The sequence below is a fragment of the Streptomyces coelicoflavus genome (assembly GCF_003112555.1).
GTDB classification, from domain to species: domain Bacteria; phylum Actinomycetota; class Actinomycetes; order Streptomycetales; family Streptomycetaceae; genus Streptomyces; species Streptomyces coelicoflavus.
Genome location: NZ_BEWB01000003.1, coordinates 193,554 through 218,249 on the forward strand (window position 1 = coordinate 193,554; position 24,696 = coordinate 218,249).

Here is a 24,696-nt window from a genome sequence, read left to right on the forward strand (position 1 = left end):
GTCCCCTGTGACGTCAACCCCTTCGCCCGATCTTCAGCGACCCGTCGGATTCGGACGGGAAGGAGCCCCCCGTGGCATGCCGCCCCGTGGCATGCCGAAGCCGCGGGCGGCGCTGACCGTCCCGCGGCTTCGTGTCCCGCCTCGCGGGGTCTACAGCTCCTTGCGGAACTCCTCCGACACCTTCAGGAAGATGTCGTTCGCCTCGCTCTCCCCGACCGTCACGCGCACACCCTCACCCGCGAAGGGCCGGATGACCACACCGGCCTGCTCGCAGGCCTCGGCGAAGGCGACCGTGCGCTCCCCCAGCCGCAGCCAGACGAAGTTGGCCTGGGTCTCCGGCACCGTCCAGCCCTGCGCGCGCAGCGCGTCGACCACGCGGGTGCGCTCGCACACCAGCGAGCCGACCCGGCCGATCAGCTCGTCCTCCGCACGCAGCGAGGCGATCGCCGCCTCCTGGGCGATCTGGCTGACCCCGAAGGGCACCGCCGTCTTGCGCAGCGCGGCCGCCACCGGCTCGTGCGCGATCGCGAACCCGACCCGCAGTCCCGCCAGGCCGTAGGCCTTGGAGAAGGTGCGCAGGACGCAGACGTTGGGCCGCTCACGGTAGAACTCGACACCGTCCGGGACCTCGGCGTCGCGGATGAACTCGCGGTAGGCCTCGTCCAGGACCACCAGCACGTCGTTCGGCACCCGGTCCAGGAACCGCTCCAGCTCGGCCCGCCGTACCACCGTGCCGGTGGGGTTGTTGGGGTTGCAGACGAAGATCAGCCGGGTCCGGTCGGTGATCGCGTCCGCCATCGCGTCGAGGTCGTGCACCTCGCCCGGCGTGAGCGGGACCTGCACGGAGGTCGCCCCGCTGATCTGCGCGATGATCGGGTACGCCTCGAAGGAGCGCCAGGCGTAGATCACCTCGTCGCCGGGGCCCGAGGTCGCCTGGATCAGCTGCTGGGCCACACCGACCGACCCGGTGCCGGTGGCCAGGTGGGAAAGGGGCACGCCGAAGCGGTCCGACAGCTCGGCCATCAGCGACGTGCAGGCCATGTCCGGGTAGCGGTTGAAGGAGGCGGCGGCGGCCGTCACCGTCTCCATCACTCCCGGCAGGGGCGGATAGGGGTTCTCGTTGGAGGACAGCTTGTAGGCCACCGGGCCGCCGGCCGCGGCGGGCTTGCCCGGCTTGTAGGTGGGAATCCCCTCCAGCTCGGCGCGCAGCTTGGGGCTCTTCTCGCTCACCGCAGTCCTCCTCGTGACCACCACCGGCATCGAATACTTCTCACCTTATGAGGATTCACCGCCGCTGCGTATAGGTGCACCGGAGCCGATCCCTGGAGGACCGGACCTCGTCCGTCACAGCGGCATCAGGGGCATCAGCACACGAAGGCGCACGATTCGGGGGGCGCGCCGCACATATATCTACGCGCCGGTGGCTCGCGCCGTGGCGCGCATCCCTCGTGCAGGTGAGTTGAGACCTCTTCGCAACATCCACCCCATGGCAGGCCCTCACTGGTCAACACGTCAGGTAATGGGATGGGCGCGCTCAACTGGCTTGCTTTCAAAGGACGTTCACTGTAAATGATCATGCAGAAACGTGACTGTCAACGCGTGCATATGCGTCCGCACTACCCCACCCCATGAGCCCTACTATCGGCTCGCCATGACAGCAGCAGGGAAGCACCAGGTGAGCCGCGCGGAAACCTCACGTCGAGGCAGCCGGCCGGGTCGGGCGGGTATCAGGGACGTGGCCGCCGCCGCCGGAGTATCCATCACTACCGTCTCCGATGCCCTCAACGGCAAGGGCCGACTCCCGGACGCCACCAGGCGCCACGTGCGCGAGGTCGCCGACCGACTGGGCTACCGGCCCTCGGCCGCCGCCCGCACGCTGCGCACCGGCAAGTCCGGACTGATCGGCCTGACCGTGACGACGTACGGGGATGAACCTTTCACCTTCACCGAGTTCGCGTACTTCGCCGAGATGGCGCGCGCCGCCACGTCCGCCGCGCTCGCCCGCGGATACGCCCTCGTCATCCTCCCGGCGACCTCCCGTCACGACGTGTGGTCCAACGTCGCGCTCGACGGCACGGTCGTCATCGATCCCTCCGACCACGATCCGGTCGTCAGCGAACTGGTCCGCCAGGGTCTGCCCGTCGTGTCCGACGGCCGCCCGGCCGGTTCGCTGCCGGTCACCGCCTGGGTCGACAACGACCACGAGGCGGCCGTACTCGGCATCCTGGACCATCTCGCCGATGCCGGCGCCCGCAGGATCGGCCTGCTCACCGGCACCACGACCGACACGTACACACACCTGTCGACCACCGCCTACCTGCGCTGGTGCGAGCGCGTCGGCCAGGATCCGGTCTACGAGGCCTACCCCGCGCACGACCCGTGCGCCGGCGCGGTCGCCGCGGACCGGCTGCTCGCCCGGCCCGACCGGCCCGACGCCGTCTACGGCCTGTTCGATCCGAACGGCACCGATCTCCTCGCCGCCGCCCGCCGCTACGGCCTGCGCGTCCCCGAGGACCTGCTGCTGGTCTGCTGCAGCGAGTCCACCGTGTACGCCAGCACCGAGCCGCCCATCACCACCCTGTCGCTGAAACCCCGCCGCATCGGCACCGCGGTGATCCAGGTCCTCATCGACGCGATCGAGGGGCTGCACTCCGACCAGCCGGTCGAGCAGGTGATACCGACCGAACTGATCGTGCGTACGTCGTCGCAGCGGCGGCCACCGCGCACGACGGTCAGCCCGCCGCGGTCGCCGGAGGGCGAGTAGGACGCGCCCTCCGTGGGCGGCGCGTCCAGGAGCGGCGTAGCGGCGCACGGTCCTTCGGCGCGTCCGGCCTGAGCGGGACGCGCCGACCGGACGGGACGACCGGACGCGAACGGACGCGAACGGACGACGTACGACGGTGAACGGACGGCGGAGGACGGCGGAGGACGGCAGGGGACGGCGGAGGACGGCAGGGGACGGCAGGGGACGGCGACGAGGGCCGAGCGGGGAACGGCGGCGGGGAACGGCGGCGAAACGGGGCGGCGAACGCCACACCCGGCACATCCGGAACACGACCGTGCCCCGGTTGCGGGCGGGCGAAGCCAGGCCCAATCGGGGCGAAAGCCGCGGTGAACCGGAGTCCTGTCCTGATTCACCACCCCTGGGTCATCACACAGCGCGATCCGCATTCCTATGATGGGCCCACACACCGCGGGCCGCTGCGACCAGGCAGTCCGAAGCGGTGCAGATGCGGCGCGATGGTGGAGGGGTCGATGACTCAGGGGGCCGGTCAGGGACCCGAGGTGGAGCGGACGGCGACGGTGCGCGACTTCCGGGTACCCGCGTACGTCCACGAGGCCGCTCCGTACGCTGCCCCCGGCATGCACACGGGCGAGTCGGCACCGCCCTCCGAGGAGGGGCTCGACGAGGCCCTGCCCGAGGGCTACACGCCCACTCAGCGCGATCTGCCCGTCATCCGTCGGGGTGACACGGTCCAGGTGGCGGTCGACCCCGAGCCGGTCGCGGTGCAGCAGCCGGCCACCGGTCAGGGCCCTCTGTTCGTCGTCGGCGACGTGCACGGCTACCTGGACGAGCTGCTGGCCGCCCTGCGGGAGAAGGGCCTCGTCGACGACGCCGGCCAGTGGTGCGCGGGCACCTCCCGGCTGTGGTTCCTCGGTGACTTCACCGACCGCGGCCCGGACGGCATCGGCGTCATCGACCTGGTGATGCGGCTGTCCGCGGAAGCCGCCGCGGCCGGTGGCTACTGCAAGGCGCTGATGGGCAACCACGAGCTGCTGCTGCTCGGCGCCAAGCGGTTCGGCGACACCCCCGTCAACTCCGGCGCGGGCACCGCCACCTTCCAGGCCGCCTGGCTGCTGAACGGCGGGCAGAAGACCGACATGGACCGCCTCCAGGACCACCACCTGCAGTGGATGGCCCGCCTCGACGCCATGGAGGAGGTCGACGACCACCTCCTGGTCCACTCGGACGCCACCACCTACCTCGACTACGGCCGCTCCATCGAAGAGGTCAACGACACCGTCCGCGAGACGCTCACGCGCAACGACGCGGAGGAGGTGTGGGACCTGTTCCGCAAGTTCACCAAGCGCTTCTCCTTCCGCGACGAGGGCGGCGCCGACGCCGTTCGCTCGCTGCTCGACACGTACGGCGGCACCCGGATCGTTCACGGCCACAGCCCCATCCCCTACCTGCTGGGCGAAGTCGGCTCCGAGGACGGCGAGGACGACACCCGTACCGTGGTCGAGGGCCCGCACGTCTACGCGGACGGACTGGCCATCGCGATGGACGGCGGCGTGACCATGGCCGGAAAGCTGCTGGTCCAGCAACTCCCGCTGGGCGTCTGACCCTTCAGCGGCCGGGGTTTCCGGGATCGCCGTCCGTACCGGGCGGCACCCAATTTCTGGAAACCCCCTGTCACCCTCCACCGTCACCGCTCTACCATCGGCTTATCCGTAGCAGGCTCCCCTCCGTTTCTGCCCGACGGCTCGTTGGCATGCGAGCCCCAAGCCCTACGGAGCATCGGGGGATGCACATGAACAGCGTTCCGCAGTACCTGTCGAACGAGGACCGCCAAGAGTACGAGCGGATCCTCGACGAGGCGCTGCGCTCCGCACCACACCGCCCGGAACTGGCCGCTGTCGGTCAGCGGCTCAACTCCGAACAACTGCGCACCATGGCACTCAACGCCTCCGCCCTCATCACGGCGGCGGCCACGACCGAGTACCAGCACTACGTGAAGGTCCGCGACGAACTGCGCCATCCGGCGCCGTCGGACCCGTCGACCGCCACGCGCGAGTCCGGCTCCCAGGAGCAGGGCACGGGCGCGGGAGGACTCGCCGCCACCATGGGCGAGATGGCCGAGGCGACCGGAGCGGGGGCCGTCGCCGTCATCGCCGTTCTGGCGCCGGTCCTGGCCGGCACCGCCGCGGCGATCTTCCTCCTGGTCGGCTACCTCCTGAAGATGCTCGATCCCGGGCAGGCCTTCGCGCAGACCATGCTCACCACGGGGTGGGTGTTCGGCGCCGTCACGGCGGTGGCGATCCTCGTCGCCGCCGTGGGACTGCTGCTGACCGCGCTGCGCAACGGCCCCTCCGCCGAGTCCGCCTTCTACGCCGCGCGCGACGAGGAGGTGACCCGGGCCAGGGACGCCTGGCACGAGGCCCTGCTGGAACGCGGCATCGTGCCCTTCCTGCGGGACGCGCTCGGCGACCCGGGCGCGGCGGCGCTGCACCGCACGGGGCCGGCCGCCCCGAGCAGCAGTCGCATGCCGCACCTCGGCTACGGCCGTCCCGGGTTCAGCAGCCCCGACGGGGGATCCGACGCCGGTTCGCGTCCGAGCTACTCGAGCCCGGACTACAGCAGCCCGGACTTCGGCGGCCCGGAACACCGGCCCGAGTAGCCACCGGCACGGGCGGGCAGTGACTCAGAGGATGCCCGCCCGGCCGGCGGCGGCGATCCACGACGGGAACTCGGACAGCAGGCGGTCGTACAACTCCGGGTCCGGTACGGTGCCGATGTCGTCGACGGCGAAGAAGCCGACGTTGTCGACGCGCCGGCCCGGCAGGGTGTCGAAACGCTCCAGCACCCCGTAACCGGCGCGCCCGAGCCCGACGAACTGCCAGAAGACGGGTTCCTCCACGGCCTCCCGCAGCTCCCGCTCGATCTCGGCGTTGCGGTAGACACCGCCGTCGGAGAAGAACAGCACCAGGGTCGGAACCGGTGCCGGGGTGTCCCGCACGAACGCGCGGACCTCGGCGATCACCTTCTGCTCCTCGTTCTGGATGCCGACCGCCCGCATGTCGACCTGCTCGGGGTGCAGGCCCTTCTTCCGGCCTCGGCGGAACAGGCTGATCTCCCCCACGCGGACATGCAGCCGCAGCCATTCGGGCAGCTCGCCCAGGCGCAGGTCGGGCAGGCGCGCCGGGTTCGAGGCGAAGGTCCATGCCTGCATCTCCCCGTCGTCGTCCAACTGCGCCGCGACGGCGGCCATCCGCTCCACGACGTCCGCGACGACGCCCTTGGAGTAGAGGGAGGCCATGGATCCGGAGGCGTCCAGGACGAGGACGACGCGCGCGGTGACCCCGGCCGCCCCGTGCTTGCTCAGGCTCACCGCGACCTGCTCCTTGCGCAGGGACAGCCGCTTGCGCATGTCCACCGGAAGGTGTTCCTCGCCCTTGGTCAGGCGGGGCCCGGGGGCGGCCGGAGCCGCGCTCGGCGGAACGGGCGGCGGGGAGGGAACTGGCGGTGACGCTGGCGGCGCGGAGGGAACCGGCGGTGACGCTGGCGCCGCGAGGGGTGCGGACGCCAGGGGAGCCGTGGTGGCCGACGGGCCGGGGGCCGCGGCGGGAGCCGCCGCCGGGGGAGTGTCGTCCACGGTGATACCGAAGTCCGTGGCCAGCCCCGCGAGTCCGGCGGCGTATCCCTGCCCGACCGCGCGGAACTTCCACTTGCCCTGGCGCCGGTACAACTCGCCGCCGACCAGAGCGGTCTCCGGCCCGGCCGTGATGTCGAACCGGGCCAGTTCGGTGCCGGTCCCGGTGTCCAGCAGCCGCAGCGACAGCCCCGGGACCTGGCCGAACGTCCCGCCGTCCGCCGAGGCGCACAGGACGATGCGCTCGACGGCCGGCTCCACCGAACGCAGATCCACCTCGACGGCATCGCTCGTGCCGCCCGCACCGCCACCGGGGGCGCCCCGCTTGCCCAGGTGCCGCACCGCGCCGGACGTGTGGCGAGGCTGGTTGTAGAAGACGAAGTCACCGTCGTCCCGCACCCGTCCGTCCGAGGTGAGCAGCAGCGCCGAGGCGTCGACCTCGGGGACGCCCGGCCCTGCGGACCACACGAGTACGACGCGTACCGCGGGGGAGTCGACGGCGACGTTGGCACCCTTGCTCAGTGAGGTGGCTGTCATGCCTCCAGTCTGCCGAGCAGGACCCCTCGACCGGGAGAGGACGGGCCCCGCGGCCTGTCCCCACCGGACCTCGGCTCCCGAACCGTGACCGGATACCCCCTGGTCACCGACCACCTGCGACACTGGCGTCGACTTCGCATCAACGCCGGTCCGGGGGACTCATGCAGGCGCGCACGACACGGCTGACGACAAGAGCCGCGGCAACCTTCATCGGACTGGCCCTGGCGTCGGGGTGTGCCACGGCTCAGGAGCCGGAGGCCACCGCCGAGGTGTCGCCCACCACCCCTTCGGCCACCACCCCTTCGGCCAGGGCCCGAGCGGAACCTCTGACGACGGCGCAACTGAAGGACCTGGCCTTCAAGGACGGAGAGGTCCCACAGGCCCACGAGCCCCTCTCGGTACAGGCGCCCCCGCCGGAGGGCAGCGAACGCTCCTTCCCGCCCATATCCGTACCTGCCTGCCGGCCACTCATCGACGTCCGCAGCGGCGAGGGGTCGTTCGCCCACGTCTTCCAGGTCTTCAACTGGAAGAAGAACATCATGGGCGGCAGCTCCACACTCGCCTCCTATGAGGGGGACGAGGCCGAACAGCGCTTCGCGGCACTCAGGCAGGCCCTCACCACCTGCCGGTCCTACGAGGGCGAGGGCTACGCCGGGCCGTTCGAGGTGACCGTGCGGACGGAGACGCCGCCACAGGTCGGTGAAGAGGCGTTGGCCTTCCGGGAGATCAGCCCGGTGGAGTCGGACTCGCTGGGGGACAGCAGCGAGCAGTTCATCGTCGTACGCACAGGGAACACCATCGCCACGTTCTCCGAGCTGAGCGTAGGCGCAGACCTGTCGTTCCCCACCGAGCTGATCAGTCGGCAGGTGGAACGGCTGAAAGACGCTCAGCAACCCTGATCACGGGCGCAGCGGCCGGCCGACGTTCCGGGAGACATCGGCCGGCCGTGTCCGCCGGGTCAGTCCGCCAGCGGCAGGTAGACGCGGTTGCCGGCGGCCGCGAACTCCCTGGACTTCTCCAGCATTCCGGCCCGGATCTCCTCCGGGGTGGCACCCTCGTCGCCGCCGAACTGTTCTGTGATGCTCCTGCTGATCTTCATGGAACAGAACTTGGGTCCGCACATGGAGCAGAAGTGCGCCGTCTTGGCGGGCTCGGCCGGCAGTGTCTCGTCGTGGAACTCCCGTGCCGTGTCCGGGTCGAGGGCCAGGTTGAACTGGTCCTCCCACCGGAACTCGAACCGGGCGTCCGACAGCGCGTCGTCCCACTCCTGTGCACCTGGGTGACCCTTGGCGAGGTCGGCGGCATGGGCGGCGATCTTGTAGGTGATGACGCCGGTCTTGACGTCGTCACGGTTGGGCAGGCCCAGGTGTTCCTTGGGCGTGACGTAGCAGAGCATGGCCGTGCCCCACCAGGCGATCATCGCGGCACCGATGCCGGAGGTGATGTGGTCGTACGCCGGCGCGACGTCCGTGGTCAGCGGGCCGAGCGTATAGAACGGAGCTTCATCGCAGATCTCCTGCTGAAGGTCGATGTTCTCCTTGATCTTGTGCATCGGGACATGTCCCGGGCCCTCGATCATGGTCTGTACGTTGCAACGCTTGGCGATCCGGTTGAGTTCCCCGAGAGTGCGCAACTCGGCGAACTGCGCCTCGTCGTTGGCGTCCGCGATCGACCCCGGCCGCAGGCCGTCGCCGAGGGAGTACGTGACGTCGTAGGCGGCGAGGATCTCGCAGAGCTCCTCGAAGTTCTCGTACAGGAACGACTCCTTGTGGTGCGCCAGGCACCACGCCGCCATGATCGACCCGCCGCGCGAGACGATGCCGGTCTTGCGGTTCGCGGTCAGCGGTACGTACGGAAGGCGCACACCCGCGTGGACCGTCATGTAGTCCACGCCCTGCTCGGCCTGTTCGATCACGGTGTCCTTGTAGATCTCCCAGGTCAGTTCCTCGGCCCGGCCGTCGACCTTCTCCAGGGCCTGGTAGAGCGGCACGGTCCCGATCGGAACGGGGGAATTGCGCAGGACCCACTCGCGGGTGGTGTGGATGTTGCGGCCGGTGGAGAGGTCCATGACCGTGTCGGCGCCCCATCGGGTCGCCCAGGTCATCTTGTCGACCTCCTCCTCGATGGAGGACGTCACCGCCGAGTTGCCGATGTTGGCGTTGACCTTCACCAGGAACCGCTTGCCGATGATCATCGGCTCGATCTCGGGGTGGTTGACGTTGGCGGGCAGTACGGCACGTCCCGCGGCGATCTCCTCGCGGACCACCTCCGGGGAGACGTTCTCCCGGACGGCCACGTACTCCATCTCCGGGGTGATCTCCCCCCGTCGTGCGTACGCGAGCTGCGTGACCGCCGCGCCGTTCCGGCCCCGGCGCGGCTGACGCGGCCGGCCGGGGAAGACGGCGTCGAGGTTGCGCAGCCCGCCGCGCGGCGAGGTGTGCTTGATTCCGTCGTCCTCGGGACGGACGGGACGGCCGGCGTACTCCTCGGTGTCGCCGCGGGCGATGATCCAGTTCTCCCGCAGCGGCGCAAGCCCCCTGCGGACATCGGTGTCGACGAGCGGATCGGTGTACGGGCCCGAGGTGTCGTACAGCGTGACCGACTGCCCGTTGGTGAGGTGCACCTGACGGACCGGCACCCGCAGGTCGGGGCGCGAGCCCTCGACGTACGCCTTGTGCCAGCCGACGGACTTCCCGGCCTCCGTGTGCTCCGCGGTGTCCGCGGTCTCCGCCTGGGCGGGGTTCTGCGTGGAGGCAGGCGTGCGTGCGTCCTTGATGGTCATGAGACCTACTCCCTACGCCGGCATTACCCGGTAACAGGTTCGGCGGTCGACGCAGCGGCTTCCGTCCGACGGTGCTTCGTGGGATTCGTCACTCGGCTTCGGTGACGTTTCCCGTGAAACATCGCTGGGACGGAGGTCAGCGCCCTCTCAGCCCGGTGCTCCGAGCTCCCGCGTGTACAAAGGTGCCTCCACGCTAGCGCCCATTCGGGCGCGGTGAACAGAGGGCCCCCCTCGTTCTTGCGATGATCGGGCGGTGACCACACCGCAGCCCCCGTCTTTTCCACCGCACCGGCCCCGCCGCGGACCGAACGCCGAAGAGGGCGACGGTCGTACGACCGGCCATGTCCCCGTCGTCACTCACGGCGCGAGCGAGGGCAGACCCGGGGCTGGTCACGGCCACGCCGGGAGCCACGACAGCGGTGCGGAGGGCGGGCACGGCGGTGCGGAGGGCGGCGGACACGGTTCAGGCGGCGGGGCGGGCGGCGGACACGGGCACTCGCACGGTCACGGACCCGCGGCACCCGTCTCCCGGCACCTGCGGAAGGTCATCGCGGCGGTCCTGATTCCTTTCGCCGCGGCCGTGCTGGTCGGGCTCGCGGTGCTGTGGCCGGGCGGTGCGCCGTCCCACGAGCGCACCGGCGTCGGCTTCGACCGGCAGACACAGCAGGCCACCGTCACCAAGGTGGTCGAGCTGAGCTGCCAGGCGGTCAACGGCTCGGGCGCCACCCCTACCGGCGACACGTCCACCGCCGAGGGTTCCTCCGCGGTGCAGCAGGCGAAGGGCGAGTGCAAGCGGGCCACCATCCGCGTCGACACGGGCGACGACAAGGGCCGTACCTTCGACGAGATCGTGCAGCCGGACCAGTCCCGGCAGTTGCACGAGGGGCAGAAGGTGGTGGTCGCCTACGAACCCTCCGCGCCCGAGGACCTTCAGTACTCGGTGACCGACATCAACCGCCGGCTCCCCCTGGCGCTGCTCGCCGGCATCTTCGCCCTCGCCGTCGTGGTCGTCGGGCGACTGCGCGGCCTCATGGCGTTGATCTCGCTGGCCCTCAGCTTCCTGCTGCTGAACTTCTTCATCCTGCCCGCGATCCTGCAGGGTTCGAACCCACTGGTCGTGGCCGTGGTCGGATCCAGCGCCATCATGCTGATCGCCCTGTACCTGTGCCATGGACTGTCCGCCCGAACCTCCGTGGCAGTGCTCGGAACGTTGATCTCGTTGTTGCTGATCGGCGTGCTGGGGTCGCTGTTCATCGGCTGGGCCGCGCTCACCGGCAACACGGACGACAACACGGGTCTCATCCACGGCCTGTATCCGTCCATCGACATGAGCGGTCTGCTGCTCGCCGGGGTCATCATCGGTTCGCTCGGTGTCCTCGACGACGTCACCGTCACCCAGACGTCGGCGGTCTGGGAACTGCACGAGGCCAACCCGACGATGGGCTGGCGCGGCCTGTACCGCGCGGGCATCCGCATCGGCCGCGACCACATCGCCTCGGTCGTGAACACCCTGGTGCTCGCCTACGCGGGCGCCGCGCTGCCCCTGCTGCTGCTGTTCTCGATCGCGCAGAGCGGGGTGGGGACGGTCGCCAACAGCGAACTGGTCGCTGAGGAGATCGTGCGTACGCTGGTCGGCTCGATCGGCCTGGTGGCCTCCGTGCCGGTCACCACGGCGCTCGCCGCCCTGGTCGTGTCGGCGGACCGGCCGGCCCGGGCCGCAGGGGCGGCAGCCGCCGCGGGGGCGCCCGCACGGGGCGGGCGGGGACGTCGCCGTAAGCGCTGACGCGCGGGGCGAAGCGTTACGGCAGCGCCGCAGGCATGCCGGAACGGTTCAGCCCGCGCTCTGTTCCTCCGCCAGGATGCGGTCCAGGGCTTCGTCGAGGTGACTGTCGAAGTCGGCGAGCGCACCCTCCTGGCCGAGGGGCACCAGCTTGTCGGTGCGGTCGAGAAAGGCCACGAGGGGCGCGGCCGAGGAACGGAACAGTGCCTGATCGCTGCCGACCTGAAGACGGATCAGCACCTCGGCCAGCGGCTCGGGATCGACCGGCGCGATGCGCACGTCGCCGTCGCCGCACGGCCGGCCCACTCCGTCGACCAGCAACTCCCGGCCGAAGGCCCAGGTCACCGGAGCGTCTCCAGGCAGGTGGAAGGTCAGTCGTACGGCGTAGGGATCACGGGTCTCGTACCGCAGCTCCACCGGGATGCGGAACGAGAGCTCCTCGGACACGAGAAAGCTCATCATGACCTCTGCCTGTACGGACTCGCCCATTCGCCTACCCCGTCATTCGCCGTCGACTGTCCGGGAATCAAACCTCTAACACTGGTGGCATCTTGCTCAACGTACACACCAGATCACAAGGAGTGAGTTTTCAGATACTGATAGAGAGCGCGAGCGAACCCAGACGACGCCCCACTTCGTGCTGCAAACGCTGTACCGCGGGCAGCAACCGGCCCGCCTGGTGCAGGGGCAGTGAGATGGCCATCGTCGCGGCCGTGGTGCCGACGGTGATCGGGATCGCCGCGCAGACCGTGCCGAGGGCGTACTCCTGGCGCTCGGTCACCGGCGTCATCCGGCGCATGCGTTCCAGCCGTTTCAGCAGGCTGTGTCCGTCACGCACCGTGTACGGCGTGACCGGCTGCACCGGATAGCGGTCCAGGTGGTCACGGCGGGCGTCCTCGTCCAACTGGGACAGCAGGCACTGCCCGATGGCGTGGGCGTGCCCCGTCTCCCGGAAGTCCGCCCATTCCTCGACCGCCGGATTGCCCGGGGTGTCGGAGACGCACATGACCTCGATCTCGCCGTCCCGGTACATGGCGTAGTACACGGGGACGCCGATGGCGTCCCGCCAGCGCGCCATCGTGTCGACGACCGTGCTGCGACGTTTCTGCTCGGCTCCGCTGCCGCCCAGCCGCTCGGCGGCCTCACCGAGGAAGAACAGTCCCTTGTCCCGGCGCAGGTAGCCCTCGTGCACCAGAGTGCGCAGCAGGTGGTACGCCGTGGGCAGCGCCAGTCCCGTCTCACGGGCCAGTTGTTTGGCGGGGGCCCCGTGCTCGTGCTCGGCGACACACTCGAGCAGGCGCATCGCCCGCTGCACCGAGCCGATCAGGGTGGCGGAGGGCGGGTCGGCGGCGGGTGGCGCGGGGGATGTCCGAGGCGTCGAGCGGGGCTGCACGGGAAGGGCGTGCAGCTGAGCGAATGCGGTGTCAGCCGTGGCCAAGGGTCACTCCCGGAACGCGAGGTGGCAGCCCGTGCGGAGAACACGGGTGGGGGTGTACGCCGTTCGCGAGGTCGCCCCCGCGTGGAGTTCCGGACTCTAACCGCTGGTCACCGCTCACCGACGGCTCGCCCGGGAAACTTCCCCCGGCCGAGGGAACCGGTGGTTCCTGTTACCACCACCGGTGCCCCACCCAGCTCACCAGTCGCTGCGCGAAGACGAGCTCGACATGAACTTGCGTACGACGTAGATCAGTCCGCCGACGAGCGCGACGAAGACCAGCAGCTTGAACAGCAGTCCGATCACGAACCCGACCACGCTGGCGATCAGCCCGCCGAACACGACCAGGGCGATGACCGGCACCGCGATCCACTTCACCCACCACGGCAGTCCCGTGAAGATCTCTCGCATCGCCCTTGCCCTCACCTTCGGGGAGTCCCAGGAGTCCTGGGGAATCCTCTGTATGTCCTGCACTCGATGCTAGAGCCGTGAGCACCACGGCAGGGGCCCCGCATCCCTTGTCTCCCCCTGACCGATCCCCTAGGGAACCCGGAGGCCCCTCTCAGCTCTCCGGCGGAGAGAACACCACCAGAACCCGCAGGTCCTCGCTGATGTGGTGGAACTTGTGGGCGACTCCGGCCGGCACGTAGACCACGCTGCCGCGGGCGACCTGGGTGGTCTCCATGCCCACGGTGATCGCGGCCCGCCCGCTCACCACGAAGTACACCTCGTCCTGTGCGTGCGGTTTCTGCGGGTCGGTCGTCCCCGCGTCGAGGGCGTACAGGCCGACCGACATGTTCCGCTCGCGCAGGAACTGCAGGTAGGCACCGTCGTTGGCGGCGCGCTCCGCCTCCAGTTCGTCCAGCCGGAATGCCTTCATCGCCTCGTCCGTCCCTGCCTCACCGTTCGTTTCCGATCGCGTCTGCCACGATCAGACACATGAAGAATTTCCTAGTCAAGACGATCGCCAACGCCGGCGCCCTCGCCGTCGCCGTGTGGCTGCTCGACAAGATCACCCTGACCGGCGGCAGCACCGGGGAGAAGGCCGTCACCCTGATCGTGGTCGCCCTGGTGTTCGGCCTGGTCAACATGGTGGTGAAGCCCATCGTGCAGGTGCTGACCTTCCCGCTGTTCATCCTGACCCTCGGCCTGTTCACGCTGGTGGTCAATGCCCTGATGCTGTTGCTCACGTCGTGGGTGGCCGACCAGCTCGACGTGAGCTTCCACGTCGACGGGTTCTGGACCGCCGTCCTGGGCGGCCTGATCATCTCGATCGTCTCCTGGGCTCTCAACGCGTTCCTGCCCGACGGGGACTGAGCCCGATGACCTACCGCGTCTGTTTCGTGTGCACGGGCAACATCTGCCGCTCCCCGATGGCCGAGGCCGTCTTCCACGCGCGCGTGGCGGACGCCGGGCTCGACGACCTGGTCGAGGCCGACAGCGCCGGCACCGGCGGCTGGCACGAGGGCGAGGGCGCCGACCCGCGCACCGTGGCCGTCCTGGCGGAGAACGGCTACGGCCTCGACCACACGGCCCGGCAGTTCCAGCAGTCCTGGTTCTCCCGTCTCGACCTGGTCGTCGCCCTCGACGCCGGACATCTGCGGGCCCTGCGGCGCCTCGCCCCCACGGAGCGGGACGCGGCCAAGGTGCGCCTGCTGCGGTCGTACGACCCCGCCGCCGACGGCGGTGACCTGGACGTCCCGGACCCGTACTACGGAGGCCCGGACGGTTTCGGGGAATGCCTTGAGATGGTGGAAGCGGCGAGCACCGGACTGCTCGCCGCCGTACGCGAGCAAGTGGAAGGACGGGCGGCATGAGCGACTCCGCTACGAACGGCAGCACCGGTACGGGCGGGCAAGGACCCGCTTCCGGCCCCGGTGACGGCACGCGCGCGGTGCGCGCCGGGCTGCCCGAACCCGTCAAGCACGAGCCGACCCTGCCCGGCCCGGTGTTCGCCGCCCACTTCCACCTGCCGGGCGACCCGACCGGCCCGTACACCTACGGCCGTGACGAGAACCCGACCTGGACGCACCTCGAGAGCGCCATCGGCGAGCTGGAGGCGCCCGGGCAGGACGGCGTCGAGACGCTCGTCTTCGCCTCGGGCATGGCCGCCATCTCCTCGGTGCTCTTCTCACAGCTGCGCGCCGGCGACACGGCCGTCCTGCCCGACGACGGCTACCAGGCGCTGCCGCTGGTCCGGGCACAGCTGGAGGCGTACGGCATCGAGGTACGCACCGCGCCGACCGGCCAGGACGCCCAGCTCGACGTGCTGGACGGGGCGAAGCTGCTGTGGATCGAGACGCCGTCGAACCCGGGGCTCGACGTGTGCGACGTGCGGCGGCTGGCCGAGGCGGCACACGCGCGGGGCGCCCTGGTCGCCGTCGACAACACCCTCGCCACACCGCTCGGGCAGCGTCCGCTGGACCTCGGCGCCGACTTCTCGGTGGCCAGCGGCACCAAGCAGCTCACCGGCCACGGAGACGTCCTGCTGGGCTACGTGGCCGGCCGCGACGCGGTGGCGATGGCCGCCGTACGGCGCTGGCGAAAGATCGTCGGTGCGATTCCCGGGCCCATGGAGGCCTGGCTCGCGCACCGTTCGATCGCCACCCTCCAGCTGCGCGTGGACCGGCAGGACGCCACCGCGCTCCGGGTGGCCGAGGCGCTCCGGTCCCGGCCCGAGATCACCGGCCTGCGCCATCCCGGGCTGCCCGACGACCCGTCCCACAAGGTCGCCTCGCAGCAGATGCTGCGCTACGGCTGTGTCGTCTCCTTCACGTTGCCCTCGCGCGCGCGTGCCGATCGTTTTCTCGACGCGCTGCACCTCGTCGAGGGCGCGACGAGCTTCGGCGGGGTGCGTTCCACCGCGGAGCGGCGCGGGCGCTGGGGCGGCGACGCGGTACCGGAAGGCTTCATCCGGCTCTCGGTCGGCGCGGAGGACCCCGACGACCTGGTGGCCGATCTGCTGCGCGCGCTGGACGAGACGGCGGACTGACGCCGACCGGTCCGGCCGGGGTACGACGGACGGTCCGAACCTCCCCCCTCGTGGCTCGGACCGTCCTCCGGCCTCGCGCGTCACCGGTTCAACGCGCGAAGAACCGCGCGCTCCAGGCTAGTTGACTCAGTGTCAGTGTCCAATCACAGGAGCGACAGCGCCCTATCGACATATTTATACTTGGGCTCGGGCGGGGGCTGGAGGAGAACAGAAGAGGGGACGGATGTCCGTGGATCTGGCCTTGCTCCGCACCTTCGTCGCCGTGCACCGGGCCGGTTCCTTCACCCGTGCGGCGTCCCTGCTCGGCCTCTCGCAGCCCGCCGTCACCTCGCAAATCCGCACGCTGGAGCGTCAGCTCGGCCGCCCGCTGTTCCTTCGGCAGGCCCGCGGAGTGACCCCGACGACCGTCGGCGACGAACTCGCCCACAAGGCCGCACCGCATCTCGACGCCCTGGTGGAGATCGCCGAGGCCGGGCTGGAGAACGATTCCTCCTCGCGGACCCTGCATCTGGCCGGGCCACCGGAGTTCACCGCAGAGCGAGCGCTGCCCGCGCTCACCGGGATCACCCGCGAGGACGGCCGGCCCTTCGCCCTGCGCACCTCGTTCGGGAACGCCGAGCAGACCTTGGAGGGCCTGGCCGCCGGACATCACGATCTGGCCATCGGCACGGCCCGTCCCCGCGGCTCGTTGCTCACGTCGACTCCGCTCTGCGACGAGGAACACGTCCTGGTCGCCACACCGGACTGGGCGAAGCGTGCCGACGTCGAGAAGCTCCGCGACACCGGCGCCTCCGCCCTGGAACACGTTCCCGTCGTCGAAGTGCACGAGTCGCTGCCCTTCGTCACCCGCTACTGGGCGTCCGTCTTCGACGCCCGTCCGGCCGCCCCGGCCACCGTCGTCGCCCCCGACCTGCGTGCGGTCCTCGCCTGCACGATCGCCGGCGCGGGGCTCGCCGTGCTGCCCCGCTACCTGTGCGCGGAGGCACTGGAGCGCGGTGCCGTCGTCGCCCTGCACGATCCGGCGGTGCCGCCGTTGCGGACGTACTTCCTGGTGGCACGCACCGGCACACTCGCGATGCCGCACATCGCCCAAGCCCACGAGGAATTGCTGCGAGCGGCCACCGCCTGGAACTGAGCCCGAGGGCTCAGCAACCGGGTGTGCCTCACGATGTTTCACGTGGAACCAGCCGGGCCACATTTCTCCCATGACCGTCCGACCCGTGGTCAAGCGCACCGCCCGCGCCGTCCTGCTGGACGGCGACCACCTGATCCTGATCAAGCGGACCAAGCCCGGTGTCGACCCCTACTGGGTCACTCCCGGCGGCGGGGTCGAGCCGGACGACACCACCGTCGTGGACGCCCTGCACCGTGAGGTGTACGAGGAACTCGGCGCCAAGATCAGTGACGTGGTGCCCTGCTTCGTGGACACCGTGGAGCACATCGGCGAGGACGGTGGCGCGACCGGCGTGAAGGTGCAGCACTTCTTCGTCTGCCGGCTGCTGTCCATGGACCCGTCCCTGCGGCACGGACCGGAGATCGACGAGCCCGCCGGTGAGTACGAGATCGTCAGGGTGCCGTTCACCCGGGTCGGGATCGCCTCGGTCCACCTCGTACCGCTGTCCCTGCGGCACTATCTGGACGGCAACATCGAGGGTGTGCGTGCCATGCACGCCCCCGACCTCGGCTGAACGATGTGGCCGAAAGCTCGCGCGTTCCGCCGGAAAGAGGTGGACGCGGACGGCCGCGGTCGGACAGCCTGACCTGCGTGCCGACTCCTTTCCTCGCCTCTGCACCGATCCGCCGTCTGACGCCGCGCGATCTCACCGCCTGCGCCGACCTGTCCGAGGACCGGGGGTGGCCGCGCGAGGAGCACAAGTGGGGATTCCTCCTCACGGCCGGCAGGGGATACGGCATCGACGACCCCGGCGGCGGCCTCGTCGCCGCGTGTACCGTCACCGAGTACGGCCCTCGGGAGCGCCCTTCGCTCGCCGCCATCGGCATGGTCCTGGTCGCCGAGCGGCACGCCCGCCAAGGGGTGGGCCGCCGCCTCATGCGCCACCTCGTCTCCGCCCTGGGCACCGTTCCGCTCACCCTGCACGCGACGCCGTACGGCCGGCCGCTCTACGAGGAGCTCGGCTTCAAGGTGACGGGCGGGGCGGAGATGCTGCGCGGCCGTTTCGTCCCGGGCGGGCCGGGACCGAAGGCCGTCACTCGCGCGGCCACGGCGGAGGACATCACCACGATCCTCCGGCTCGACGAGGAGGTCTTCGGCGCCGACCGCACCCACATCGTCACGCGGCTGCCCGCCTTCGCCGACCAGCTGCGCATCGCCGAGGAGGACGGCCGGATCACCGGGTACGCCGCGGCCTGGCCGAACATGGACACCCACGTCGTGGGTCCGCTGATCGCCCGTGACACCGAGACGGCCAAGGCGCTGATCAGTTCCCTCGCCGCCCGCACCGACCGGCCGCTGCGCACGGACATCGACGTACGGCACGAGGAGCTGCTGACGTGGCTGAAGGAGAGCGGCCTGTCCACGGTCGCCCCCAATGCGGTCATGACCTACGGGATCACGGACCTGCCCGGGGACTGGACCCGGCGGTTCGCGCCGCTGACGGTGGCGGCGGGCTGACTTCCAGGCGGTATGCCCCGCGGCACGGCAACGCCGGTCCCCGGACTGCCCGGGAACCGGCGTCGAATGGACGGCGACTTGCGGACCGTTGCCGTCAGGCGAGGCTCCGCACGGCGGCCGAGGCGAAGCCGTGGTCCTGCTCGGGCGCGCCGCCGCCCACCCCGATCGCACCGATCAGCCGGCCCTCGCGGTGCACGGGCACGCCACCCGCGATGAACAGCAGCGGCCGGTCGAGTGCCGTGGGCAGGGTGTGGAAGAGTCCTCCGGGCTGCACGGCGTCGACGAGGTCGGCGGTCGGAGCGTTCAGCTGGAGCGCGGTGTAGGCCTTGCGAGTGCTGGTCTCTCCGGAGATCAGCACGGCGCGGTCGTCGCGCCGGAAGGCGAGCAGGTGGCCCCCGGCATCGAGGACCGTGACGCTGACGGTGACGTCGGCCGCCGCGGCGGCCGAGTGCGCAGCGGCGACGAGGGCTTCGGCGTCCTGGATGGTCAGCGGGGTGACTGCGGTGGTGGTCATGGGTCGTTCTCCGTGGTTGTGCTGAGTGGTGCGGTGCCTCGGTCGCCGACAAGGCGCTCGGCCGAGGAACGCGGGGGGGGCGGGCCCTGGCCCGGCACCCCGGGCAGGGGCGGGGCGGGTTGTTCAGTGGTGGGCGACGGCGGATCGCCGTTCCGCGGGTACGGAACCCGCGACGACCGCTCCGGGAGCACTCGCGCGCCGTTCCAGGGCGGCCGAGAGGACGGCGAGGAGGAGGGCGGACGCGGCGAGCACGGCGCCGACCCAGTTGGGGGCGGTGTATCCGAAGCCGGCCCCGATGACGACGCCGCCGAGCCATGCGGAGAGCGCGTTGCCCAGGTTGAAGGCACCGATGTTCACCGCGGAGGCCAGTGTCGGCGCACCGTGTGCATGGTCCAGGACGCGCTTCTGCAACGGCGGGACAGTGGCGAAGCCCAGGGCACCGATCAGGAAGACGGTCACGGCCGACGCGATCTTGTCGTGCGCGGTGAGTGTGAAGAGGGCGAGTACGACGGACAGGGCGCCCAGGGCGATGTACAGCATGGGCATCAGAGCACGGTCGGCGAACCGGCCGCCGACGAAGTTGCCGCCGACCATGCCGAGGCCGAAGAGGACGAGCAGCCAGGTGACCGAGCCGTCGGCGAATCCCGCGACATGCGTCATCATCGGCGCGATGTAGGTGATGGCCGCGAAGACCCCGCCGAAGCCGAGAACGGTCATGGCCATCGCGAGCAGGACCTGTGCGTTCTTGAACGCGGCCATCTCGTGGCGCAGCCGCACGCCCTCGGCCCTGGGCACGTCGGGAACCAGCTTGGCGACCCCGGCCAGGCCGACGACTCCGAGCGCGGCGACGACGACGAAGGTGACGCGCCAGCCGACCGACTGTCCGATCAGCGTTCCCAGCGGGACGCCGACGACATTGGCGACCGTCAGACCGGTGAACATCATCGCGATCGCGCCGGCCTTCTTGTCCGGGGCGACCAGACCGGCCGCGACCACCGATCCGATGCCGAAGAAGGCGCCGTGCGCGAGCGAGGCGACCACGCGGCCGATCAGCATGACGGAGAAAGCGGGGGCGAACGCTGACAGCAGGTTGCCGACGATGAACAGGCCCATCAGCAGCATCAGCATTCGCTTGCGCGGGACTCTGGTGCCGAGCACGGTCATCAGCGGGGCGCCCAACATCACGCCGAGCGCGTATCCGGTCACCAGGTATCCGGCGGTGGGGATGGAGACCCCGTAGTCGCTCGCGACCTCGGGCAGCAAGCCCATGATCACGAATTCGGTCGTTCCGATCCCGAAGGCCCCGATCGCGAGGGCCAGGAGCGCGAGAGGCATGGAGGGGTACACCTTCCGAGATGATTGCATGGACGCTTTGCGCTCGCCCACAATAATTGCAGACGCTGGCTATATGCAAGCGCTGGCAATTGCGGTGCTGGTCTACCCTGGTCTCAGTCACTCCTGGACGGAGGAACCACATGACAGCGACGGACCCCGCGCTCACCGCCCTCTCCCAGGGCTGGTGCGCCCTCTCACTGCTGCACGGGAGGATCGAGACCCACATCGAGCGCGCACTGCAGGCCGGGCACGATCTGAGCGTCCGCGAGTACTCACTGCTCGACGTGCTCAGCCGGCAGCACGACGGCGACGGGGGGCATCTGCAGATGAAGCAGGTCGCCGACGCCGTCGTGCTCAGTCAGAGCGCGACCACCCGGCTGGTCACCCGACTCGAGGACCGGGGCCTGCTCGAGCGCTATCTGTGCCCCACCGACCGGCGAGGTATCTACACCAACGTCACCGCGACCGGCTTGCGGCTGCTCAACGAAGCACGGCCCACCAATGACGCCGCCCTGCGTGAGGCTCTCGACGAAGCCGCCACGCACCCCGACCTCGCGCCGCTGGTCCGGGCGGTGGAGACCCTGAAGGCACCGGTGCCCGCCTAGATTCGGTTCTAGAGTGCGGGCATGGGAGATCTTGAAATACGTCCCACCACCGCCGAGGACATCCCGGCCGTCGTCGCGATGCTCGCCGACGACCCGCTGGGCGCACAGCGCGAGTCCCCGGGCGACCTGGGACCGTACATGGCCGCCTTCGAGCGGCTCCGGGCCGATCCGAACCAGCATCTGGTGGTGGCCGTCCGTGAGGGCCGTGTCGTCGGCACCCTCCAGCTGACGATCGTCCCCGGGCTGTCCCGGCGCGGCGCCGTCCGCTCGATCGTCGAAGGCGTACGTGTCCACGGCGACGAGCGCGGCAGCGGGCTGGGGACCCAGCTCATCGAGTGGGCGATCGACGAGTCCCGGCGGCAGGGATGCCACCTGGTGCAGCTCACCTCCGACAAGACCAGGACCGACGCTCACCGCTTTTACGAACGTCTGGGCTTCTCCGCCTCGCACACGGGGTTCAAGCTCCAGCTCTGAGGTACGGCTCCAGTGATACGAACTCAACGGCGCACGGCCCTGTTTCACGTGAAACAGGGCCGTGTCAGGCCGGACGGCCGTCAGCCGATCCCCCGCCACCCCTCCGGGTCCACACCGCCCGGCACGCCGGCGCCCTCTTCGTACGGCTGACGCGTGAAGACGAAGGAACCGAGGTCCAGATGGCTCACGGTTCCGTCCGCACGCCTCACCACTCCCAGCAACTCGCCTGCGTAATAGCCCTCCAGGCCCGTCCAGGTACCGACCCCGTTGGCCCGGAACCGTGAGCGACGGCCCCCGCCCGACAGCGGCCCCAGCGAGACCCCTCCGTCGGCCGTCAGCCGCAGGGCGAAGGCGTGCGTCCCCCAGTACCACTGTCCCGCCAGTTCCAGTACGGAGGAGTCGACGTCGACGTCCCGCAGTGGACGCCACGGTTCGGGGATCCGGGGCTCCGCCTCCGCGACGATGCGCACGAGATCGGCTCCGACCCCGGCGAGCAGCGGACCTGAGGTGCAGTTGGTCAGGACCACCGCGGCCACGTCGTCCTCCACCCCGATGGTGAGATTGGCCAGGAAGCCCGGCAGGGAACCGGAGTGCCCCACGAGCAACCGCCCGTCCCGGTGCTGGAGCTGCAGCCCCAGGCCGTACGCCGCACCGTCCACCACGTCCGCGGCCTCGACCGGCGCGGCGGGCGCCCGCATCTCCCGCACGGTCTCCGCGCTGAGCACCTTGTCGTCTCCCTGCATCAGGAAGACGGCGAACCGCGCCAGGTCCCCGGCGGTCGACCAGAGCTGTCCCGCAGGGGCCATCAGCCCGAGGTCCTCGACCGGCTCGGCCAGCATCACGTCTGCCCATGGATGCACCGCCCAGCCACCCGCATGCGGGGCACTGGGCTGTGCGGCCGTACGCGCCAGCCCCAGCGGGTCCAGCACCTCCCTCTGCAGCACCTCCTCCCAAGGAGCGCCGCGCAGCTTCTCGACCAGCGCTCCGAGCAGGGTGTAGCCGGGGTTGGAGTAGTGGTGGCGACGGCCCACCGGGTGCCGGAGCGGCTGCTCGCCCAGCACGTCGGCCAGCTCGGGCCGCAGGGAACCCGGCGTCCGCTCCCACCAGGGCGCGGGCGACTCGGCGGCCAGCCCGCCCGAGTGCGCGAGCAGCTCGGCGATCGTGGCCTCCCCCGCCCCGGTGCCCGGCAGATGCTTCTCCAGCGGATCCCCGAGGTCGAGCACACCCTCGTCACGCAACCGCAGCACGAGGACCGCGGTGAACGTCTTGGTGATCGAGCCGATCCGGTACTGCACGGTCTCGTCCGGTCCGTGTCCGTCGACCGAGGTGCGCGCCCCGTGCCACACGGTCTGCCCGCCCCGGACCACGGCCGCGACGAGCGACGGCGTACGCCCCTCGGCCTGGGCCACGGCGACGCGGTGCGCCAGCGCACGGCGGGTGGTGGGGAGCAGCTCTTCCTGAGGTGTCGTCATGCGCCCAGTCCAGCGGCCACGGCACCTCACGTCGAGCCGATTTCCCCGTGGCACCGTCCCCGGCGCACAAGGAGAGGATCCACCCGGCCGATGATCAGGTCTGTGCCATGTCCACGAAGCGCGAGTAGTGGCCCTGGAAGGCGACCGTGATCGTGGCCGTCGGGCCGTTACGGTGCTTGGCCACGATCAGGTCCGCCTCGCCCGCGCGCGGCGACTCCTTCTCGTAGGCGTCCTCGCGGTGCAGCAGGATGACCATGTCGGCGTCCTGCTCGATCGAACCGGACTCACGCAGGTCGGAGACCATGGGCTTCTTGTCGGTGCGCTGCTCGGGACCACGGTTCAGCTGAGACAGTGCGATGACCGGAATCTCCAGCTCCTTCGCCAGGAGCTTGAGGTTACGGGACATGTCGGAGACCTCCTGCTGGCGGCTCTCGGCGCGCTTGGAGCCGCCGGACTGCATCAGCTGGAGGTAGTCGATGATGACCAGTTTGAGGTCGTTGCGCTGTTTGAGGCGACGGCACTTGGCGCGGATCTCCATCATCGACAGGTTCGGGGAGTCGTCGATGTAGAGCGGGGCGGCCGACACGTCGGGCATCCGCCGCGCCAGCCGGGTCCAGTCGTCGTCCGTCATCGTGCCCGACCGCATGTGGTGCAGGGCGACGCGGGCCTCGGCGGACAGCAGACGCATGGCGATCTCGTTGCGCCCCATCTCGAGCGAGAAGATGACGCTCGGCAGGTTGTTCTTGATCGACGCGGCCCGCGCGAAGTCCAGCGCGAGGGTCGACTTGCCCATGGCGGGACGGGCGGCGATGACGATCATCTGGCCGGGGTGCAGGCCGTTGGTCAGCGAGTCGAAGTCCGTGAAGCCCGTCGGCACGCCGGTCATCTCGCCGCTGCGCGACCCGATCGCCTCGATCTCGTCGAGTGCGCCTTCCATGATGTCGCCGAGCGGCAGGTAGTCCTCGCTGGTGCGCTGCTCGGTGACGGCGTAGATCTCGGCCTGGGCGCGGTTGACGATCTCGTCGACGTCGTCGTCGGCCGCGTATCCCATCTGGGTGATCCGGGTGCCGGCCTCCACCAGGCGGCGCAGGACCGCCCTCTCGTGCACGATCTCCGCGTAGTACGCGGCGTTCGCGGCCGTCGGCACGGTCTGGACGAGGGTGTGCAGGTACGAGGCGCCGCCGACCTTGTTGATCTCACCGCGCTTGGTGAGTTCGGCGGCGATGGTGATCGGGTCGGCCGGCTCACCCTTGGCATAGATGTCGAGGATGGCCTGGTAGACCGTCTCGTGGGCCGGCTTGTAGAAGTCGTGGCCCTTGAGGATCTCCACGACGTCGGCGATGGCGTCCTTGGACAGGAGCATCCCGCCGAGAACGGACTGCTCGGCATCCAGGTCCTGCGGCGGCACCCGCTCGAACGCCGTACCGCCACCGTCCCACGTGCCGCTGTCCGAACCGCGCTCGTGCTGCTCGTCGCGGTTGCGGCCGCCCTCTTGGCGACGGCGGGAAGCAGGAAGACGATCACTGGGGCCGCTGTCGGCCCACGGGTCGTCCAAGGGCTCGGAAATGCTCACCGAGCCACCTCCTCCCGTCCGCCGAGCGGACCTCGCCGTGCCCCTCATTTCTACGGCACGGCACTGACAAATAAGACGCCCAACTCCGGTTCTGGCGCGTCGGTTTTGTGATGGTTCACCGGCCGACGGACGGAGCAGGCGCCGGATAACCGTAGGCCCGCGGGCACCGTCAGCCAATCTGGTTATCCACA

Annotated in this window: 24 protein-coding genes; 13 read left to right on the plus strand and 11 right to left on the minus strand. The window is 70.2% G+C overall.

Annotation, left to right across the window (positions count from 1 at the left end; translation table 11 throughout):
* Positions 1-150: 150 nt before the first annotated feature.
* Positions 151-1,230 (minus strand): histidinol-phosphate transaminase, encoded by a 1,080-nt coding sequence (gene hisC / locus Sco07f_RS06000; protein WP_054102973.1) that lies wholly within the window; start codon positions 1,228-1,230, stop codon positions 151-153.
* A 421-nt stretch (positions 1,231-1,651) separates the two neighbouring features.
* On the opposite strand from hisC, the gene Sco07f_RS06005 reads away from it, so the two are divergent.
* From Sco07f_RS06005 to Sco07f_RS06015, 3 genes are all read left to right on the plus strand, one after another.
* A complete protein-coding gene (locus tag Sco07f_RS06005; RefSeq protein WP_003975000.1) occupies positions 1,652-2,764 on the plus strand; it encodes a LacI family DNA-binding transcriptional regulator in 1,113 nt (370 codons plus the stop codon).
* 476 nt (positions 2,765-3,240) lie between these two features.
* Positions 3,241-4,347, plus strand: coding sequence for a Ser/Thr/Tyr protein phosphatase SppA (gene sppA, locus Sco07f_RS06010; RefSeq protein WP_087790285.1), 1,107 nt, complete (start codon positions 3,241-3,243; stop codon positions 4,345-4,347).
* Positions 4,348-4,529: 182 nt separating this feature from the next.
* Positions 4,530-5,402, plus strand: coding sequence for a hypothetical protein (locus tag Sco07f_RS06015; RefSeq protein ID WP_108987185.1), 873 nt, complete (start codon positions 4,530-4,532; stop codon positions 5,400-5,402).
* A 24-nt stretch (positions 5,403-5,426) separates the two neighbouring features.
* On the opposite strand, the gene Sco07f_RS06020 is transcribed toward Sco07f_RS06015, so the two are convergent.
* Entirely contained in the window at positions 5,427-6,911 is a 1,485-nt protein-coding gene (locus Sco07f_RS06020; RefSeq protein WP_108987186.1) for a VWA domain-containing protein, read from the minus strand.
* Positions 6,912-7,072: 161 nt separating this feature from the next.
* On the opposite strand from Sco07f_RS06020, the gene Sco07f_RS06025 reads away from it, so the two are divergent.
* Positions 7,073-7,810, plus strand: coding sequence for a hypothetical protein (locus tag Sco07f_RS06025; protein WP_108987187.1), 738 nt, complete (start codon positions 7,073-7,075; stop codon positions 7,808-7,810).
* A gap of 59 nt (positions 7,811-7,869) precedes the next feature.
* Here the strand turns inward: Sco07f_RS06025 and thiC are convergent, their stop codons facing one another.
* Positions 7,870-9,693 (minus strand): phosphomethylpyrimidine synthase ThiC, encoded by a 1,824-nt coding sequence (gene thiC, locus Sco07f_RS06030; RefSeq protein ID WP_108987188.1) that lies wholly within the window; start codon positions 9,691-9,693, stop codon positions 7,870-7,872.
* A gap of 253 nt (positions 9,694-9,946) precedes the next feature.
* Between thiC and Sco07f_RS06035 the strand changes: the two genes are divergently transcribed.
* A complete protein-coding gene (locus tag Sco07f_RS06035; RefSeq protein ID WP_108987189.1) occupies positions 9,947-11,476 on the plus strand; it encodes a YibE/F family protein in 1,530 nt (509 codons plus the stop codon).
* Positions 11,477-11,524: 48 nt separating this feature from the next.
* On the opposite strand, the gene Sco07f_RS06040 is transcribed toward Sco07f_RS06035, so the two are convergent.
* The 4 genes from Sco07f_RS06040 to Sco07f_RS06055 all read right to left on the minus strand — a co-directional run bounded on the left by Sco07f_RS06040 (position 11,525) and on the right by Sco07f_RS06055 (position 13,788).
* Positions 11,525-11,962 carry an SsgA family sporulation/cell division regulator gene (locus Sco07f_RS06040; RefSeq protein WP_007388906.1) on the minus strand — a complete coding sequence of 146 codons (438 nt, stop codon included), beginning with the start codon at positions 11,960-11,962 and terminating at the stop codon, positions 11,525-11,527.
* A gap of 100 nt (positions 11,963-12,062) precedes the next feature.
* Positions 12,063-12,788 (minus strand): IclR family transcriptional regulator, encoded by a 726-nt coding sequence (locus Sco07f_RS06045; protein ID WP_087790280.1) that lies wholly within the window; start codon positions 12,786-12,788, stop codon positions 12,063-12,065.
* Positions 12,789-13,106: 318 nt separating this feature from the next.
* Positions 13,107-13,319: a DUF5326 family protein gene (locus Sco07f_RS06050; protein ID WP_007388908.1), complete on the minus strand. Its 213-nt coding sequence runs from the start codon at positions 13,317-13,319 to the stop codon at positions 13,107-13,109.
* 151 nt (positions 13,320-13,470) lie between these two features.
* Positions 13,471-13,788 carry a cupin domain-containing protein gene (locus tag Sco07f_RS06055; RefSeq protein ID WP_003975009.1) on the minus strand — a complete coding sequence of 106 codons (318 nt, stop codon included), beginning with the start codon at positions 13,786-13,788 and terminating at the stop codon, positions 13,471-13,473.
* 59 nt (positions 13,789-13,847) lie between these two features.
* On the opposite strand from Sco07f_RS06055, the gene Sco07f_RS06060 reads away from it, so the two are divergent.
* From Sco07f_RS06060 to Sco07f_RS06085, 6 genes are all read left to right on the plus strand, one after another.
* Positions 13,848-14,225: a phage holin family protein gene (locus Sco07f_RS06060; RefSeq protein WP_007388925.1), complete on the plus strand. Its 378-nt coding sequence runs from the start codon at positions 13,848-13,850 to the stop codon at positions 14,223-14,225.
* 5 nt (positions 14,226-14,230) lie between these two features.
* Positions 14,231-14,725 (plus strand): low molecular weight protein-tyrosine-phosphatase, encoded by a 495-nt coding sequence (locus Sco07f_RS06065; RefSeq protein WP_007388926.1) that lies wholly within the window; start codon positions 14,231-14,233, stop codon positions 14,723-14,725.
* Positions 14,722-15,900 (plus strand): cystathionine gamma-lyase, encoded by a 1,179-nt coding sequence (locus tag Sco07f_RS06070; RefSeq protein ID WP_108987190.1) that lies wholly within the window; start codon positions 14,722-14,724, stop codon positions 15,898-15,900. Before Sco07f_RS06065 ends, Sco07f_RS06070 begins: the two co-directional genes overlap by 4 nt.
* 229 nt (positions 15,901-16,129) lie before the next feature.
* Entirely contained in the window at positions 16,130-17,035 is a 906-nt protein-coding gene (locus Sco07f_RS06075; protein ID WP_108987415.1) for a LysR family transcriptional regulator, read from the plus strand.
* A gap of 70 nt (positions 17,036-17,105) precedes the next feature.
* Positions 17,106-17,588, plus strand: a complete 483-nt coding sequence (locus Sco07f_RS06080) for an NUDIX hydrolase (RefSeq protein ID WP_007388929.1) — start codon at positions 17,106-17,108, stop codon at positions 17,586-17,588.
* A 77-nt stretch (positions 17,589-17,665) separates the two neighbouring features.
* Complete coding sequence (locus Sco07f_RS06085) at positions 17,666-18,532, plus strand: GNAT family N-acetyltransferase (RefSeq protein ID WP_108987191.1); 867 nt, start codon at positions 17,666-17,668, stop codon at positions 18,530-18,532.
* A 94-nt stretch (positions 18,533-18,626) separates the two neighbouring features.
* Here Sco07f_RS06085 and Sco07f_RS06090 read toward each other — a convergent pair whose 3' ends face one another.
* Complete coding sequence (locus tag Sco07f_RS06090) at positions 18,627-19,046, minus strand: GlcG/HbpS family heme-binding protein (RefSeq protein WP_087790276.1); 420 nt, start codon at positions 19,044-19,046, stop codon at positions 18,627-18,629.
* A 123-nt stretch (positions 19,047-19,169) separates the two neighbouring features.
* The gene (locus Sco07f_RS06095) at positions 19,170-20,381 is read right to left on the minus strand and encodes an MFS transporter (protein WP_087790275.1); all 1,212 of its coding nucleotides are present in this window, start codon (positions 20,379-20,381) and stop codon (positions 19,170-19,172) included.
* Positions 20,382-20,521: 140 nt separating this feature from the next.
* Between Sco07f_RS06095 and Sco07f_RS06100 the strand changes: the two genes are divergently transcribed.
* Positions 20,522-20,986, plus strand: a complete 465-nt coding sequence (locus tag Sco07f_RS06100; protein ID WP_108987192.1) for a MarR family winged helix-turn-helix transcriptional regulator — start codon at positions 20,522-20,524, stop codon at positions 20,984-20,986.
* Between the two features lie 21 nt (positions 20,987-21,007).
* On the plus strand, positions 21,008-21,460 hold the full coding sequence (locus tag Sco07f_RS06105; protein ID WP_087790273.1) for a GNAT family N-acetyltransferase: 453 nt from the start codon (positions 21,008-21,010) through the stop codon (positions 21,458-21,460).
* Positions 21,461-21,540: 80 nt separating this feature from the next.
* Here Sco07f_RS06105 and Sco07f_RS06110 read toward each other — a convergent pair whose 3' ends face one another.
* Together Sco07f_RS06110 and dnaB are read right to left on the minus strand one after the other, a co-directional pair.
* A complete protein-coding gene (locus Sco07f_RS06110; protein WP_108987193.1) occupies positions 21,541-22,932 on the minus strand; it encodes a serine hydrolase domain-containing protein in 1,392 nt (463 codons plus the stop codon).
* A gap of 94 nt (positions 22,933-23,026) precedes the next feature.
* Positions 23,027-24,505: a replicative DNA helicase gene (gene dnaB, locus Sco07f_RS06115; RefSeq protein ID WP_087790271.1), complete on the minus strand. Its 1,479-nt coding sequence runs from the start codon at positions 24,503-24,505 to the stop codon at positions 23,027-23,029.
* Positions 24,506-24,696: the final 191 nt, after the last annotated feature.

Coding starts and splice junctions, on each gene's coding strand:
- Sco07f_RS06070 (WP_108987190.1), top strand. CDS start 14,722: ATGAGCGACTCCGCTACGAACGGCAGCACCGGTACGGGCGGGCAAGGA.
- Sco07f_RS06060 (WP_007388925.1), top strand. CDS start 13,848: ATGAAGAATTTCCTAGTCAAGACGATCGCCAACGCCGGCGCCCTCGCC.
- Sco07f_RS06050 (WP_007388908.1), bottom strand. CDS start 13,319: ATGCGAGAGATCTTCACGGGACTGCCGTGGTGGGTGAAGTGGATCGCG.
- Sco07f_RS06005 (WP_003975000.1), top strand. CDS start 1,652: ATGACAGCAGCAGGGAAGCACCAGGTGAGCCGCGCGGAAACCTCACGT.
- Sco07f_RS06100 (WP_108987192.1), top strand. CDS start 20,522: ATGACAGCGACGGACCCCGCGCTCACCGCCCTCTCCCAGGGCTGGTGC.
- Sco07f_RS06110 (WP_108987193.1), bottom strand. CDS start 22,932: ATGACGACACCTCAGGAAGAGCTGCTCCCCACCACCCGCCGTGCGCTG.
- Sco07f_RS06020 (WP_108987186.1), bottom strand. CDS start 6,911: ATGACAGCCACCTCACTGAGCAAGGGTGCCAACGTCGCCGTCGACTCC.
- Sco07f_RS06055 (WP_003975009.1), bottom strand. CDS start 13,788: ATGAAGGCATTCCGGCTGGACGAACTGGAGGCGGAGCGCGCCGCCAAC.
- Sco07f_RS06090 (WP_087790276.1), bottom strand. CDS start 19,046: ATGACCACCACCGCAGTCACCCCGCTGACCATCCAGGACGCCGAAGCC.
- Sco07f_RS06105 (WP_087790273.1), top strand. CDS start 21,008: ATGGGAGATCTTGAAATACGTCCCACCACCGCCGAGGACATCCCGGCC.
- Sco07f_RS06025 (WP_108987187.1), top strand. CDS start 7,073: ATGCAGGCGCGCACGACACGGCTGACGACAAGAGCCGCGGCAACCTTC.
- Sco07f_RS06095 (WP_087790275.1), bottom strand. CDS start 20,381: ATGCCTCTCGCGCTCCTGGCCCTCGCGATCGGGGCCTTCGGGATCGGA.
- Sco07f_RS06015 (WP_108987185.1), top strand. CDS start 4,530: ATGCACATGAACAGCGTTCCGCAGTACCTGTCGAACGAGGACCGCCAA.
- sppA (WP_087790285.1), top strand. CDS start 3,241: ATGGTGGAGGGGTCGATGACTCAGGGGGCCGGTCAGGGACCCGAGGTG.
- Sco07f_RS06065 (WP_007388926.1), top strand. CDS start 14,231: ATGACCTACCGCGTCTGTTTCGTGTGCACGGGCAACATCTGCCGCTCC.
- thiC (WP_108987188.1), bottom strand. CDS start 9,693: ATGACCATCAAGGACGCACGCACGCCTGCCTCCACGCAGAACCCCGCC.
- Sco07f_RS06040 (WP_007388906.1), bottom strand. CDS start 11,962: ATGGGCGAGTCCGTACAGGCAGAGGTCATGATGAGCTTTCTCGTGTCC.
- Sco07f_RS06080 (WP_007388929.1), top strand. CDS start 17,106: ATGACCGTCCGACCCGTGGTCAAGCGCACCGCCCGCGCCGTCCTGCTG.